Source organism: Candidatus Oscillochloris fontis, assembly GCF_004138135.1.
GTDB classification, from domain to species: Bacteria; Chloroflexota; Chloroflexia; order Chloroflexales; family Chloroflexaceae; genus Oscillochloris; species Oscillochloris fontis.
In genome coordinates, this window is sequence record NZ_RYFD01000068.1 from 1 (window position 1) to 15,200 (window position 15,200).

At 56.9% G+C, this 15,200-nt stretch carries 9 protein-coding genes and 1 pseudogene; 4 read left to right on the forward strand and 6 right to left on the reverse strand.

Features of this window, described 5'->3' with window-relative positions; genetic code table 11:
• Nucleotides 1-243: 243 nt before the first annotated feature.
• The 3 genes from EKD03_RS16905 to EKD03_RS16915 all read right to left on the reverse strand — a co-directional run bounded on the left by EKD03_RS16905 (nucleotide 244) and on the right by EKD03_RS16915 (nucleotide 5,243).
• Entirely contained in the window at nucleotides 244-1,422 is a 1,179-nt protein-coding gene (locus tag EKD03_RS16905; protein WP_129633428.1) for a zinc-dependent metalloprotease, read from the reverse strand.
• Between the two features lie 157 nt (nucleotides 1,423-1,579).
• Nucleotides 1,580-3,436 (reverse strand): selenocysteine-specific translation elongation factor, encoded by a 1,857-nt coding sequence (gene selB / locus EKD03_RS16910; RefSeq protein ID WP_129633430.1) that lies wholly within the window; start codon nucleotides 3,434-3,436, stop codon nucleotides 1,580-1,582.
• Nucleotides 3,437-3,704: 268 nt separating this feature from the next.
• Nucleotides 3,705-5,243 carry a DUF6311 domain-containing protein gene (locus EKD03_RS16915; protein WP_129633432.1) on the reverse strand — a complete coding sequence of 513 codons (1,539 nt, stop codon included), beginning with the start codon at nucleotides 5,241-5,243 and terminating at the stop codon, nucleotides 3,705-3,707.
• A 674-nt stretch (nucleotides 5,244-5,917) separates the two neighbouring features.
• Between EKD03_RS16915 and rph the strand changes: the two genes are divergently transcribed.
• The 4 genes from rph (at nucleotide 5,918) to EKD03_RS16940 (ending at nucleotide 10,010) form a co-directional block, all read left to right on the forward strand.
• A complete protein-coding gene (gene rph / locus EKD03_RS16925; RefSeq protein WP_129633435.1) occupies nucleotides 5,918-6,628 on the forward strand; it encodes a ribonuclease PH in 711 nt (236 codons plus the stop codon).
• 93 nt (nucleotides 6,629-6,721) lie between these two features.
• Complete coding sequence (locus EKD03_RS16930; RefSeq protein WP_129633438.1) at nucleotides 6,722-7,954, forward strand: tetratricopeptide repeat protein; 1,233 nt, start codon at nucleotides 6,722-6,724, stop codon at nucleotides 7,952-7,954.
• A gap of 259 nt (nucleotides 7,955-8,213) precedes the next feature.
• Nucleotides 8,214-9,152, forward strand: coding sequence for an apurinic/apyrimidinic endonuclease family protein (locus EKD03_RS16935; protein WP_129633440.1), 939 nt, complete (start codon nucleotides 8,214-8,216; stop codon nucleotides 9,150-9,152).
• A gap of 57 nt (nucleotides 9,153-9,209) precedes the next feature.
• A complete protein-coding gene (locus tag EKD03_RS16940; RefSeq protein WP_238613565.1) occupies nucleotides 9,210-10,010 on the forward strand; it encodes a peptidylprolyl isomerase in 801 nt (266 codons plus the stop codon).
• Nucleotides 10,011-10,210: 200 nt separating this feature from the next.
• On the opposite strand, the gene EKD03_RS16945 is transcribed toward EKD03_RS16940, so the two are convergent.
• From EKD03_RS16945 to EKD03_RS18505, 3 genes and pseudogenes are all read right to left on the reverse strand, one after another.
• The gene (locus tag EKD03_RS16945) at nucleotides 10,211-12,391 is read right to left on the reverse strand and encodes a glutamate mutase L (RefSeq protein ID WP_129633442.1); all 2,181 of its coding nucleotides are present in this window, start codon (nucleotides 12,389-12,391) and stop codon (nucleotides 10,211-10,213) included.
• A 30-nt stretch (nucleotides 12,392-12,421) separates the two neighbouring features.
• Complete coding sequence (locus tag EKD03_RS16950) at nucleotides 12,422-13,081, reverse strand: hypothetical protein (RefSeq protein WP_129633444.1); 660 nt, start codon at nucleotides 13,079-13,081, stop codon at nucleotides 12,422-12,424.
• A pseudogene (locus EKD03_RS18505) lies at nucleotides 13,078-15,200 on the reverse strand (hypothetical protein); the annotation flags it as partial. The gene EKD03_RS16950 and the pseudogene EKD03_RS18505, both read right to left, overlap by 4 nt.

Genomic DNA, 15,200 nt, shown 5'->3' on the forward strand with positions numbered 1-15,200 from the left:
GATTTGCTAACGGCGGCTCATGCCGAGGGTTTGCTTACGGATAATCCAAATAATCATGCATAAGCATAGCCTTCAACCTTTGTTAGCGCGAAGAAGTTCTGGGATGTGCCGGTGGCTTCGACAGGCTCAGCCAACGGCGCGGTTGGCCAACGGCGCGGTGGCTGAGCCTGTCGAAGCCACCGCGCTAACAAGCCTCCCTCTGCGTTCTCTGCGTTCTTTTGCGGCCAATAACCGGGATACCCCTTACCCCATCCCCTCCACCCGCTGAATCCAACGCTGCGGCTCGCGGATCTCCTCCATCGTGGGCAGAAACTTTACCCCCTCCCAAACCCGCGTCGCAAAGGCGATACCACGAGCCTCAACCACCGCATTCACAAACGCCTCGCCCTGCTGATACTGCGCCATCTTCAGATCCAACCCGGTGATGCGGTTAAAGAGTTGCTCGAAGAGCGTCCGGTTCTGCTGGCGCTGCGCCATGCGCTGCTCGATCTGATCAAAATTGGGCAACATCTGGCGACCCACCGCATTCATCACATGGTTGCCGTAACCCTCAACAATAGACATCAGCGCCTGGAGTTGCTCGAAGATCACCCGCTGCTCCGGGGTCAACACCGCCTCGATCCAGTGCGTGCCCGTGTTCAGGCTCTGCGCCACCCGGTTGGCCAGGCTGATCAGGCTACTGCCCAGGCTCTCTAGCTGGGTACTGAGCAGATCAAAGTATTGCTGGAGCAACCCGTTAAAATAGTCACGCACCCACGGATAGGCCTCAAACTCAAAGGCGTGCGTCGTCTCGTGCAGCGCGATCCAGAGCCGGTACTCCTCGTCATTCACGCCTAGCCCCGACTGCACCTGGCTGATGTTCGGCTCGACATAATAGAGCGAACCGCGTGTATCGGGATCGGGCGAGAGCAGACTGAGATCGTACTGCCCCAATACCCGGCGCGCCAGATAGCCCAGCAACCCACCGATCTGCGTCCCCAGGAGCTTACTATTCACCCCGCCTAGCAGCAGCGCCAAGCCGCCCTGCGCGCCGCCATTGCGCGCATAGATCTCCTCGATGGGGCGGAAGAGATGCTTAAAGGAGACAAAGTTGGCCTCCAGCCATTCGCGCCGATCAAAAACATAGACCCGATTGACCGGCGCGGGCAGTTCCACCCCCAGGTAGGCGGCGATCAGCGGTTCACTCTGCTTCACCAAGCGGATGTACTGCTCACGGCGAAAATCGCGATCCGGGATCGGCGCTTGCTCCCACTGCGAGACGCGCAGGGCGATGCTGCGAGCCTGCTCCCAATCAATCATCTGGGTGGGGGTGGTGCTGGCCTCGCGGACGCGAGTTTCTATATAGTAACGTGCAGCCGCCCCAGCCGCGACCCCCAACAACAGGATCGTGCCGAACCGCCGCAGATCATGCTCCTTTGCCACGGATCAATCCTTTCTCACTGCGCTAAAAACTATAGGGAGTGTAGCACGTTCTTGCGGCCTCTGTCCAGAGCGGTAGGGGCTTGGGGGCGGCTTGCCGCCCCCCAAAATCTCCCTTTGGGTGTTGTTGGCGGCGCAGCCGCCAACAACACCCAAAACTTTACACTAATACCCGCCCCTCCCCCACCCGCCGGGTGACCCGCCGCTCATCCAGGTGTTCGAGCAGCGCCAGCGCGTAGCGGCGGGTCGTCCCGAACTGATCGCGTAGCTGACTCACCTGCACACTCCCCGTACTGATGATCGTCGCACGCACCCACGCCACCAACTCGGTATAGGTATCGGGTAAGAAGAAGAGATCGGCGGCCACCCGCACCAACAGCCCACGCTCCAGCGCCCAGGCCAACAGTTCCGGGTCGAGATCGGGCGTGGGCGGAGCGTAGGGGCTGCGGGCCATTGCGGATAGTGCCGCATCCAGGCTGCGCCGGGTGGCCGTATCGGGTTCGGCGCGATGCCCAGCGATCCAAACACTCGTCTCGTTCCAGCCGAGCAGCCCCTGCTGCTGCGCCGCATCGAGGCAGAGCGCCAGCAGGCGCGGCGTCAGGCGCAAACGCTGGCGTACCTCCTCACGCGGCATCCCCTCGCGCAGCGGGTAGCGCCGCTGGTAGGCGCGCAGCGGCGGCAGCAGCCGCTCCGTCAGTCGCCCCCAACCCTCCGGGCTGACCAGCGCGACATTGGGCGGGCTACCCAACCGCTGCACGCGCCCCTGCGCCACCAGATCTTCTACCAGGGGTAGCCCGATACCCTCTGGCATCCCCAACTCCTGGAGCAGATCGGCCAACTCACGCGGTGGCCCGGCTCCCAGAGCTTGCAGCAGCAACTCATCGGGGTTGCCGCGCGCCAACGTCTCCAGCCCCTCCACCACCTCGGCGCGGAAGCGGCGATGCCGTGGCGGATGCGGGTCAACCACCTGCCCGCCCGCGACGGTCAGGCTGGGCGAGGCCACCCGCAGGATGCAGCGATCCCCTTTGGCCACCACCACCGGCGCATCAAGGCGCAGTTGCACCCAGCCCTCGGCTCCCGGCTGCAACACCTCGGCATCCAGTAGCGTGATGCGGCAACGCACTTCAGCCGCACCCACAAAGAGATCAAACCCATCATTCTGCTTGATCGGCGGCGCATCAGCCAGCGTGCGCAGGCGCAGATCGAGCATCTGGGTAGGTTGGTACCGCCCTGGCAGACTCAACACATCGCCGCGTCGGATCTGGCTGGGGTGCAACCCGGCCAGATTGACCGCCACCCGCGAACCGGGCAATGCTGTCTCGCCGCGCTGCTTATGTACCTGCAACCCCCGGATACGCGCAGCCAAGCCGTGGGGCAGGATCACCACCTCCTGCCCCACCGCCAGTGGCCCATCAACTAGCGTGCCGGTCACTACTGTACCGAAGCCCTCAATACTGAAGGTACGATCAATCGGCAAACGCGGCACACCCTGTGCTTCGCCACGGGTCGGGGCTGCATCGAGAACCTGATCAATAATCGTCTTTAACTCGTTCAGCCCCTGGCCAGTGCGTGCCGACACCGCCACCAGCGGCGCACCCGCCAGACTCGTTCCGTGCAAGCGGCTGGCCACATCCTCGCGCACCAACTCCAGCCACTCGGCCTCCACCAGATCCGCCTTGGTCATCACCACCACCCCGTGCTGGATCTGCAACAGATCGAGGATGGCCAGATGCTCCGTCGTCTGTGGCATAAAGCCCTCATCGGCAGCGATGATCAGCAGCGCCGCATCCAGGCCACCCACCCCGGCCAGCATATTCTTGATGAAGCGCTCATGACCGGGCACATCAACCAGGCTCACCGTGCGCCCGCTCGGCAGGCGCAGCCACGCAAACCCCAGGTCAATCGTCATCTCCCGGCGTTGCTCTTCGGCGAGGCGATCCGGGTCAATCCCGGTAAGGGCTTTGACCAGGGTGGATTTGCCATGATCAACATGGCCTGCAGTACCAATCACATACATAGAAAGAGATTGTACCAGAATCTCAAAGCCGGAGGTCAAAGCTGCGGCCCGGGAAGCTTTCTCGAACTATACACGTGATAGCATACACCATGCATGAAAAATGTGCCTAAATTCGACGGTGACGTGCCAGTAGCATCACCAACAGGCGGATGTTGGGCGGTAGGTTTGACTCCATAGACCTAATTTCTTTTGTATCTCAAACAATCTTATTTCATTATTTTCGTAAAGAAGTTTTAATAATGTACTATTGCAAAAATCAACATTAATCTTAGAAGAAATAAGTATATAATGTATATTTATGTTCTCTCATTAATACAAAATAGTCTTGTTCCTGTATTGATTTAAGTTTTTTATCGTATTCAGTAATGACACTCGTTGGGTAACGAGAGATATACCCGTCACCTATTGGTTTATTATGGATAGTTTGATAATATAACGCAATAGTAGGCAGTGTAATTGTATCTATAAGTCCTCCATTTTCAGGTAAATCTCTTAAAATTTCGACATATTCAGGAATAATGATATTAGTGCTAGGGATTTGGTTGGGAAGGAAGTCAAATAATAACATGATCCCAAAAATCCCCCCTATCAATACTCGCCTTCGTATTGAACGTATTTGTTGAAACAAGAAGGCGAATCCCATTGCGCTGATCACAGAAGCGCCAAGCATGACCATGACCATCATTCTTACAGGGCATCCAGATAATTTTAACAGAGGAAAAAATGTTTGAAGTAGGGTATAAGGCATTATTCCTGTAAAAATACGTTCTCCTCCAAAATGTAATACTGGCCCTAAAGCCATTATACCAAAAAAGAAACAAATTCCATACCAAAGAAAAAGAGAAGGATAGAGTATGCGAATTTCCTGTCGTTTACGCCAAGTATAATAGATTAGTAAGATTATCGATAATCCGACATAGACACTGCTTTCATAAATATTCCCAGGTAATTTAGACCAATAAAATTCCGTGAATTGAGCAAATTTCCAATATCCTCCTGGAATAAAAGGAGCTAACAGATCAAGCGAGAATTCTAATGGATTATGTTCCCCTATTAAAGGGTCTTTGATTTGTATCAATACTAAAGATCCAACTAAAATCCCTGAAGTGATTAAACAAACAAAAATAAACGCACCAAAAGCAAGGAGATATGCTTTTTTGAGAAGAAATAGGAAATCTTTATTTGAGACAGCATGCCATAATATGATCAGTATCCCTGTAAGGATACAATACAAAAAATAATAATGATCACATAATAGTACACCAAAAAGAATGAGTGCAGTTATAATTGCTCTTAAAATACTTGGATTGACAATCAAACGATACCAGTAAAGCACAAATAGTGGAATCCATTCAAGAGAAACTAATTGTAGATGTCCTTGAGCATGTGCAAAATGATATTGGGAGAATGTAAAAATACATCCTGCAATCAAACTGCTCCAATAGGATCTTGTTGTGAAATAGGCTAACCAAAATGCTGTAAGCCCTCCAATAACAAAGGAGAAGAGGACAATCAAATTATATGTCTCAATTAATGTGAAAATTTTTAATAAGGGAATTCCAAGAAATCCATTGAAAGGATTTAATGTTTGTCCAAGTAGTGATGTTCCTTGCGGATAGTGAAGATATGTTGTATTCCAAGGGTTCTGATGTAGTTCTGTTACAGCTTTATTTATCCACCAAATATTCCATACATTTTGTAATCCATCCCCTGTATCTGTAAAGAAATGTGTGCGAAAACGAAATATTAACGGATATGTTAAAGTGCAAAATATTATCAAATAACCTAATATTGGCGCAATCCACATCTTTATCGGATTTATTAGGAACTTGAAATGTAGTTTTTTCATAATTTTTTAGAAAATTCGCCTTTGCTTGTTTGTTGTTTGACTTCCGTAAATCGTATTGTTATCAACAGTGTATCCCCTGTTGACCAATATAGTATACCATATATTAGCAATGGTATGCAATCCAAAACAAAGACGACGTTTCATCTGTTCTTTTCTTGCAACAGCGCTGCCTGGTGGAACAGGGCATGTGCAAAGTCACCTCCGGTGGGGGTTCGGGGGCGGCGCAGCCGCCCCCGAAGATATTTTTTGGTATGTTTTGACGGCGAAGCCGCCAAAACATACCAAAAATGGGGTTTGGGGCGTAGCCCCAAGAACTTTGCACATGCCCTGCCTGGTAGAACTTCTGCACGCCTAGGGGGCTGTTCATTTGGCACGGTGCCCTATGTACTACACTGACTTTGGTATAAATCGCCTCCCGGAAATTCGTTGCATTGAGAATGGATGAAAGGAGACTCTGATGAGCATGAGCCAGATGACTGCTCATCTTGTGAGCACCGATCTGCGATCCACCGAAGTGCCAAAATGCTAAGGAGTGATGTCTGATGGTGATTTTGAGATGTTGTACATGTTTTGAGTGTATTCTGGTATCATATGTCTAGCGTACATCCCTTGAGCAAACATCGGAGATTTCCATGGCCCGCCACAACGGACGGCTCCCCACTGAACTTCGCAGCATCGAAATTATCCCCGGTGCCGCTCCGTATGCCGAGGGTTCGGCGCTCATCAGTTGCGGTAATACCCGCGTGCTGTGTGCGGCCAGCCTTGAAGAGCAGCTACCGGGTTGGTTGCGTGGCCAGCAGCGGGGGTGGGTGACGGCTGAATATTCACTTTTGCCGCGCTCAACCCATACCCGCACCCGCCGCGAACGCAACGGGGCCAGTGGGCGTACTCAGGAGATCCAGCGCCTGATCGGGCGCTCGCTGCGTGTGGCGGTGGATCTGGAGGCGCTGGGCGAGCGCATGATCACTGTTGACTGCGACGTGCTTCAGGCTGATGGCGGAACCCGCACTGCCGCGATCACCGGCGGTTATGTGGCCCTTGCACTGGCGTTGCGTAAACTGCATGCCGAGGGCATCATCGTTACCAACCCGCTACGCCACGCGGTTGCGGCGGTGAGTGTGGGGATGCTTGATGGCCAGATGTTGCTCGATCTTGATTATGCCGAAGATAGTCGCGCCGATCTGGATTGCAATGTGGTGCAGACAGCACGTGGGGCCTTTGTGGAGGTGCAGGGGACGGCAGAGGGCACACCGGTGGATCGTGCCCAACTCGATGCCCTGCTTGATCTGGCCAGCCAGGGTATTGCGCATCTTATCACGCTGCAACAGGCTGCCTTGCAGTAGGGGCGAAGCATTGCTCTCCATGTGGCGGGGGAACATGATCTGGGCTGGAGGGCGATGCTTCGCCCCTACAAGGCATCGTAGGAGGAGTCGAGGATGCAGGAAGAACACAACCGCGACACTGGCCTGCGCCATCTCCAGCGTGGCATCGCGTTCGAGCGCTCTAATCGGATTGCCGAAGCGGTTGATTCCTATCGGCAAGCCATTGCCAGCAATCCGCGTCTCTCCGAGGCCCACAACGCGCTGGGATTCTACTACCAACGTAGTGGCCTCTTGGCCAAGGCGGCTGAGGAGTTTCGGACAGTTGCCAATCTCTCTGGCGACTTCCTGGCCTATTTCAACTTGGGCTATATTCTGGTCGAACTTGAACGCTACGACGATGCGCTCACCATCTTCCAGCACTGCCTGAGTCTCGACCTCGATGATCCCGCGACCCACTTTGAGATTGCCCTTATCACCTACATCCTGGGCGATTTTCAAGCGGCGCTTGATCATCTACAACGCCCATTGCAGAGCTATCCTGCCGACTGGGAGATCTACAATCTGTTGGGCAAAACCCACCTCGGTCTGCATCACTACGATCAAGCCATGGCTGCCTTCGGGCGCGCACTCCTCCTTGCTAATGGCCCGCAGGCACAGGTCGAGCTACTCGATAACATCAATGCCGTTGAACGCTACCGCGAATTTCGTAGCGTGACTAACGTCAAGGATCATCTCTACGCCCAAGAAGGTGTCGTCTACCTCGGTTCGGCTCAAGATGATGGCCTGCACATGAGCGAAACCCAGGATTTCCACTTCAGTTATGCCGATATTGGCACCACCCTGCAACGCCTGATTGCACTGATCAAGAGTGCGCGCTGGAACCTCACCGCAATTGTCTGCGCCGACATGCTCTCGCGCCCTTTGGCCGATGCGCTCTCTGGGTTGTTGGCTATACCCCAGCGCACGGTTGAGGAACTTGGGGAAGATGATCGCGCCCTCTTTCTGATTGCAGTGGGCCGTGAGGCTGAATTGATGTTGCTGACCCTCGAACGGATCACCTGTCCGACCACCACCTTCTGCCTCGCCCTCAACTGGCTGCGCCACAACAAGCTCCTCCCCGATCTGATTGGCATCACCGCTCACGGTAGTTGTAGTCTGCCCTGGGAAGCCGAACTGCGCCAGCTACGCGCTTCGGGTGCCCCATCCGACCGCATCCAGGCGGGTCTCTCCACCGCAGTCCAACAGGTCTTGCAGGCTATCCACGCTACCCCGATTGATCCCAATCTCCCGCGTCAGATCCGCTACTATACCCGCACCCATCGCAAGTTCCTGGCTAACCCGGAGTAGAGGAGTTGCTTTTTTTGGTGTTTTTTGCGGCAAAGCCGCAAAAAACACCAAAAAAAGATCTGCGGGGGTGGCGAAGCATTCGGTTAAGCCTGAAGGTAGCACCGGCTTCCAGCCGGTCACGATGCGCCACCGACCGGCTGGAAGCCGGTGCTACCCTACGGAGGCGCGTCGCGATGCTTTCCGGAAGTCAAACGTGACACATACACGTAACCGTGATATACTATCTACACGGTTAAGGTTATTTATTGACGGACAGACCATGCCAACACCTCCTCACATCCGTCTCGGTTTTGCCGTGCGTGTCGTCGGTCGGCCTGGGCTTGGCGCGGGTGGCCCGGCGCATCTCAGCCTAGCGCTGGTGCGGCTGGGGGATGTGCTGGGCTATCTGGAGCGCATCGGTGTCCAGTTCTACCGTATCCGCCCCGATCTGCTCGCCCCCCAGGCGCTCGATCAATTAGATGCCTGTGCTGCTCAGCTCGATCTGCTCGCCGCTCGGCTGGCGCGTACCGACATCCGCCTCACGAGCCACATGGATCATGGGGTCGCTTTGGGTGCTGCTGACGCGAACCACGTAACGGCTAATCTCGCGGCAATCGAGGCCACTGCCGCGCTTCTCGAACGTCTCGATGCTCACCGCCCTGCCGGAGGCATCGAGGGCACCCTCGTGGTGCATGTCGGTGCTGCGCACGCCGATCCGGCCAGCCTGGATCGCTTTGCCGCCCGCTTCGCCATGCTCTCCCCGCGTGCCCAATCCCGCCTCGCCGTTGAACACGATAGCGCCGGGTTTAGCTTGGGCCAACTGCTCATCTTGCACCAGCGTTGCGGTATCCCGCTCGTCTTTGATCTGCTGCATTGGGAGATCTTCAACCCAGAGGCCATCCCCCTCAGTTTGGCTTTGGGGCTGGCGCTCGCCACGTGGCCCGCATCAACCCGCCCCGAAGTCCACCTCAGCAGCCCGCGCAGCGAAGCCCACTTGCTGCCCGCCCATGCCAATCATCCGGGGCGCGTCTTGCCGCCGCGCCCCGGCCAACACGCCGACTTCATCGAGGCTGCCGCACTCCAACGCCTCCTCGAAGCTGCGCGTGGGCTACCCGCCTTTGATCTGATGCTAGAGGCCAAAGCAGGCGATCTGGCGTTGCTGCGCCTGCGCAACGATATCGCTCACCGCGCCCCTGCATTGGCGTATGGCGTACAGTAACAAAGCGAACTATAATGTCCGCGATTCTGCGTATCTATAAACCCAAGGAGTCACTTCGTGAGTCAACCACGTTCACCCCAACCGAAGCCCGCAACTCCGCCCCCCGCTATGCCTGGCGTGATCGCGGTCGCTGTCGTCCTGCTCGTTGCTGGTATTGTTGTTGGCCTGATCATTGGTCAAGCTGCGCCATCTGCTCCAGTTGCCAGCCCCACCGTTGTTGCCGATAGTCCCACCGTCGTTGCCGATAGCCCCACGGCCATGCCGGCAACTGCTGTTCCCGCTGCAACCACCGCCACCAGTGCCCCCGATCCCAATGTGCAGATGCTCCCCACCGCAACCACTCGTACCTATGCGGCTGCGCCCGCTATGAGTATTGATCCGGCCAAAAAGTATATTGCCACGATCATCACCCCACGCGGCAATATCGTGATCGAATTACTGCCCGCTATTGCCCCCCAGACGGTCAATAACTTCGTCTTCTTGGTGCGTGAGAACTTCTACAATGGTCTCACCTGGCATCGGGTCCTGCCCAACTTTATGGCGCAGGGCGGCGATCCCAATGGTGATGGCACCGGCAATCCGGGCTACTCTATCCCTGCCGAGTTTACCGACACGATCTCGTTTAATCAGCCAGGAATTGTCGCCATGGCGCGCTCAAACGATCCCGACAGTGCCGGGTCGCAATTCTTCATCACCACCGGTGATGCCTCCTGGCTTGATGGTCAGTACACCATCTTTGGCCGCGTCACCTCCGGCCAAGAGATCGTAATGGGAATCCCGCTGCGTGATCCCCAAAATCCCGCCGATACCGTGCGTCCCGGCGAGACGATCCTCGGTATCACCATTAGCGAAGAGTAGCGACGCAATATCTTGCGTCGGGTCGGGTCGCGACGCAAGATATTGCGTCGGGTCGGGTCGCGATGCAATATCTTGCGTCGGGTCGGGTCGCGACGCAATATCTTGCGTCGGGTCGGGTCGCGACGCAATATCTTGCGTCGGGTCGGGTCGCGACGCAATATCTTGCGTCGGGTCGGGTCGCGACGCAATATCTTGCGTCGCTACTTCTTCTTCCCAAACCAACTGCGCCGTTTGGGGGCCGCAACACTCTGGCGTAATGCGTCGAGATCATCCCCCAGTGCCTCGGTTGGTACTGCGGGGGGCAGATCGGGTAACTTCAACTTCTCTTGGGCCGCTAGATCGCTCAGCGAGATCCGCTTGCCGGGGGTAGCTTTGGCTTCGCTACCCTCTAGAATCTCTTTTACCACCACTGGTGGCGCTTCCAGCGGTTGCGTCATAATTGGGTCGGCGGGAGGCGGCGGTGCGGCGGGGCGCATTGCTGGTTCGGCTATCACCTCAGCCGGTAACCGAATCGTCGCTACTGGTGCTGTAGCTGTCGCTAACGCAATACTTGGACTCGCCGTAATAAAGGGGCTCTCCCCGCTCTCAGCCCCCACCGCCACCATCCACTCCCAGATCTTCATACACCGTTGCTGATCATCACTCGGTAACTGGATCGGTCGTCCACGTGCATCAATCACGATACCCAGCGCACTGCCCGCAATGCCAGCCGGATCAGAGACCACCACCTCGCCAGGAGCGGCAGAACCAATCTGTACCCCCGGTGCAGGCCGCAAAGTCAATTGGGCGAAGCGCCCCGGCGCTAACGCCAGACGCACCATCTCACCGTGGCGCACTGTACACTGCTCGCTCTTGCCGCCTACCCGATTCAGTTCCACCTCCACCGCGACTTCTCCCATTTGCCCGCTGCCCAGCGCAATGACACAGGTGGCTAGGGGCGTATTATTGCGCAGGTCACGGTCGAAGATCGTGACCGCTGCATCGGTATGGAAGCTGGCTAAACTACCGATGACTGGTACCAAGCCGAGGCTGTCCAGGTGGATGTCGAGTATCGGTTGGCGCTGATCACTCCCCGCTTGTGTGGCATCGAGTAGCGCTAACAACGCCAATCCAGGGTGGGGCGCGTGCGCCAAGATCCCGCCACAGCCGATCAGCCAGTCATAGTCATCGGGGTTGATCTCATCACGTAGCGTGTCTAGCGCCATCCCAATGGCTTCGCGAGCTAATGCCAGATCTATCGCCAGATCCTCTGGCGTACTCGGAATCAGGTGCGGGCGAAGCTGTTTATTGAGCAAGCGGTGCGTCAATTCGCTCGTACTGATCGGGAAGGGCAGCCAACGCTGTAGCGCGGCCACCCCACGCTCCACCAAGATGTTGCTGATGCCATAACTCACCCCACAACTTCCGACCACCGTTGGGTGGTAGCGTCCGGGTGCTGCGTAGAAGGCCGAACTGCTACTCGCTCCGGCATCCACGAGCAACAATCGCCGTTTATTACGTTCAGCCGCAAAGCGGGTGAGTAGCCCAGAAACATCACAGACGGTGCGGATGGGTGCTTGGCTCATGCGTCGCAGCCCGGCAATCCCTGGTAGTCGGGGCAGAATCTGTTTCTCGTACAGCCGCGACAACTCCTGGCGAGTTGCTGCTAGGCGCTCCTCGTCTAGTGTTGGACGCAGATTTTCCACCACGAAGATCTCGGCCCGATCTGATAATGCCTCGATCACCCGCTCTCGTGCCTCGCTATTGCCCGCATAGAGAACCGGACGGGCATGCACATCCTGGCGCTGCTGTCCGTTATGATCAATTGTTGTATGCACCGCCGTCAAGCTCACAATATGCGCCAGCCGGTTGAGTGCATCAATTGCCCCATGTTCAAGACCGCCTGCGATGACTACCGCATCCGGACGCAGATTGAGCAGTGACTGTACCTGCCGTTCGATCCACGAAAGTCCGCCACTCCCAATAGCGGCTTGTCCGGTCGCATCATCGAGGGTGACCGTCTGGAGCAGGGTTGTATAGGTGGCATGAATGGCGTGGCGGGCACTACGCGCCGAGAGATCCGCCGCAATCGCCGTAATTACCAGCGACATTGATCCAGCGCCACTCGTGACTACCACCAGATGATCAATCCCGTCGCGATCCTTGCCCTGCGGCATGATCAACTGTCCCTCGCGCAACAGTTGTCGCCCGGTCATCTCCGCGATCTGTGCGCTGGCCTCCAACACCGCGTAGAGTGCATTCTGATAGGGTGGCTCGATGCTACTGTTCGTCTCGGCGTGGCCGATCATCCGGCTCTCGCCATCCACCTGATCCACCAGAGTCACTCTGGTGATCAAGCTCCCGATCTCAGCAATCAGCACAGATCCGCGTGTCTCAGCCATATCCCCTCTTGTGGTTGCCACATATGTCAATTAGCCGAAGAACCCGCGTACCCAATCAACAATGAAGGCCAGCCGCTCATTCAGCGCAGTGATATAGGTTAGCAGGCTCCCCGCCAGGAAGAACCCAAAGGCGATCATGAGCAACCAACGCCCAAGGCGGGCACTCGTCTGGACAATTGCTCCGCCGGGTGTCTCGTGGGGTACCGTAAAGTAGAAATAGGAGAGAGTCAATACCACGCCGAGAACTAGGAGTACGCTACCAATCGCCTGGGACGGGTCATTGCTGATCGGGCGCACCGTATCCAGAAGTTGCGGTGCCAAGGTTCCAACTAACGCTCCTCCTAGTGCGAGCGCCGCGCCAACCCCAAAGACTAGCGCTAGTGGGATGTTGGCGACCCATGAAATCTGTTGCCGAGCGACCATACGCGCCAGTAACAGAATGCCAAGCAGGAACGGTAGGATGAGTACTCCCAGCACAGGTGGCTTATCCAATGCTCCTAGCATTGTGATCGCATTTGGACGCAATACCTGGTGGTAGACCACCACAAACGCATAGCCGAGCGAGACCCCCACAAAGAGATACTGCACCGTCCGAAAGGCTGGATTATCACCCAGCAGGCGGCTAAAGACGATCAGGGTCAAGACAACCCCAACCAATCCGCTGATCAGGCTCAGCATATCGCCGGTCACGCAGCACCTCGCTGAGTTCTACGGGCGCGCGCGATGGCCACGCCGAGGCTACTAACGATCACGAGCACAACCAATGTCACGATTGCCAGCCCTTGTTGCCCACTCGCTTGGGCAATCATGCGCGTATCCGCGTCCTTATTTTGGGCCTGGAGTGCCAGTGCCCCCGATAACCCGGCCAGATGGTAGACATTGGGGAGGCGCAAGTAGGGTTGCACCAACGGCTCAGCCTCTTGTGGAAGCAAGAAGGTAATCGGTACCGCAGGTGCGGCGGTGTGAATCTGTTCCATCCATGCCTGAACATCCTGTGGTTGATCGGCCATCACGATGATCATGGCCAAATCGCTCAGGCTTGCAATGCGCGGGCTGCCATCGAAGTTGGTGGCGACTAAGCTGGGGGTTGTATCACGGCCCTCAAAGTCACTCACAAGCTCACCCCGCAGATCCTGCGCCAAACGGCGCAGGGCGATTTCGCCACCGGGGCGATAGCCCAAGAGAATGTAGTCACGCCCACCTAAGGGGTTGCCGTCCGGGCCGACGTTATACCCGGCAGTGCGGAGTGGGCCACGGAGTTCAAACGAGAGCATGGTGCCCTGCAAATTGGTGCTGAGCAGGATCAGCTTGGTTCGTTGAGCGATCAATCGGCTGGTGACCGCTGCTTCCAGTGGGCGGAGTTCGGCAGCCCGTTGCGCATTCCACTCATAGGCGATCAGCACCACATCGTCTTCGCTCAGCGTTGCAAGTTGGTCTTCTAAGGCAACCGCTCCCGCTACACTGGGGGTGGTGGTTTGGAACGGGGTGCTGAGTTGAGGAATGATCATGCCTACGAGCAGCACGAGCATAAACAACCCGTAGAGCACCCGATCTAGGCCAATCTTTTGCCACCGGCTTGGTACCGCAGCGCTCGGTGCCTCAACGGGTGCCGGGTAGGGGCTGTGAACGAGGCGCTCTAGAAGCGCGATCGCTTCGAGTTGTTCTGCACTGCGTTCGTAGATGCGCCGGGCGGGTAGTGCAACGGCAGTGGGTTCTGGCACCATCGAACTGACGTTGTCATTCTCGCTCTCATCGCTGCTGCCTAGCCGGGTGAGCCAATCAAGAGCTTTGCTTTCAGGACTCGCTTGGATTGGCTCTGGCTCAATCGGGCGTAGCCAACTTGGTAGCTCGGTTCCCTTGAGGAAATCGTCTCCTTCTGCATCTTCATTCACACGCCGTCGCCGTGAAGTGGTGCTGTCGCCACTGCTTGGGCTGTGAGAGGCCGCTAGTGGAGCAATTGGCTCATCGGTAACACCACGCAACCATGATGGCAGGCTCATATCACCGGTGGTTGCTGCACGTGCGTCACTCGCAGACCCATCGGTGTCGGTGCTGAGCCATGCCGGAAGTTCACCCTCATTGGTTTGAGCCGAGGCATTATCTAACCAATTACCGCGCTCCGCCTCACCTGAAGTAGGAGGGATGGGTGACGCAGGTTGGCGCAACCAATCGGGAACATCTTCAGGGATCGAAGGTGCTCCCGATTGCTCAGGTTGACGTAACCAGTCGGGAATATCGCCACTGGGTGCGGGAGCCTCGGCCTCACCACGCAGCCAGTCGGGAATATCGCCACTGGGTGCGGGAGCGGCAGGCGCGGTTGCAGGCGGCTCGGTCTGGCGCAGCCAGTCAGGAACATCATCAGGGGTGGCGGCGGCGGTAGTAGGAGCCTCGGCCTCACCACGCAGCCAGTCGGGAATATCGCCACTGGGTGCGGGAGCTTCGGCTTCACCGCGCAGCCAGTCGGGAATATCGCCACTGGGTGCGGGAGCGGCAGGCGCGGTTGCAGGCGGCTCGGTTTGGTGCAGCCAGTCAGGAACATCACCAGGGGTGGCGGCGGCGGTAGTGGACGCCTCGGCCTCACCACGCAGCCAGTCGGGAATATCGCCACTGGGTGCGGGGCCACTAAAGGTTGCCGGAGGTGGTTCTGCATCGCGCAACCAATCGGGCACCTCATTGGCAGGGGCGCTAGGTGCAGGCGTGTCGGCCCCGCGCAACCAATCGGGCACCTCATCGGCAGGGGCGCTAGGTGCAGGCGTGTCGGCCCCGCGCAACCAATCGGGCACCTCATCGGCAGGGGCGCTAGGTGCAG

Coding starts and splice junctions, on each gene's coding strand:
- EKD03_RS16915 (WP_129633432.1), bottom strand. CDS start 5,243: ATGTGGATTGCGCCAATATTAGGTTATTTGATAATATTTTGCACTTTA.
- selB (WP_129633430.1), bottom strand. CDS start 3,436: ATGTATGTGATTGGTACTGCAGGCCATGTTGATCATGGCAAATCCACC.
- EKD03_RS16935 (WP_129633440.1), top strand. CDS start 8,214: ATGCCAACACCTCCTCACATCCGTCTCGGTTTTGCCGTGCGTGTCGTC.
- EKD03_RS16930 (WP_129633438.1), top strand. CDS start 6,722: ATGCAGGAAGAACACAACCGCGACACTGGCCTGCGCCATCTCCAGCGT.
- rph (WP_129633435.1), top strand. CDS start 5,918: ATGGCCCGCCACAACGGACGGCTCCCCACTGAACTTCGCAGCATCGAA.
- EKD03_RS16945 (WP_129633442.1), bottom strand. CDS start 12,391: ATGGCTGAGACACGCGGATCTGTGCTGATTGCTGAGATCGGGAGCTTG.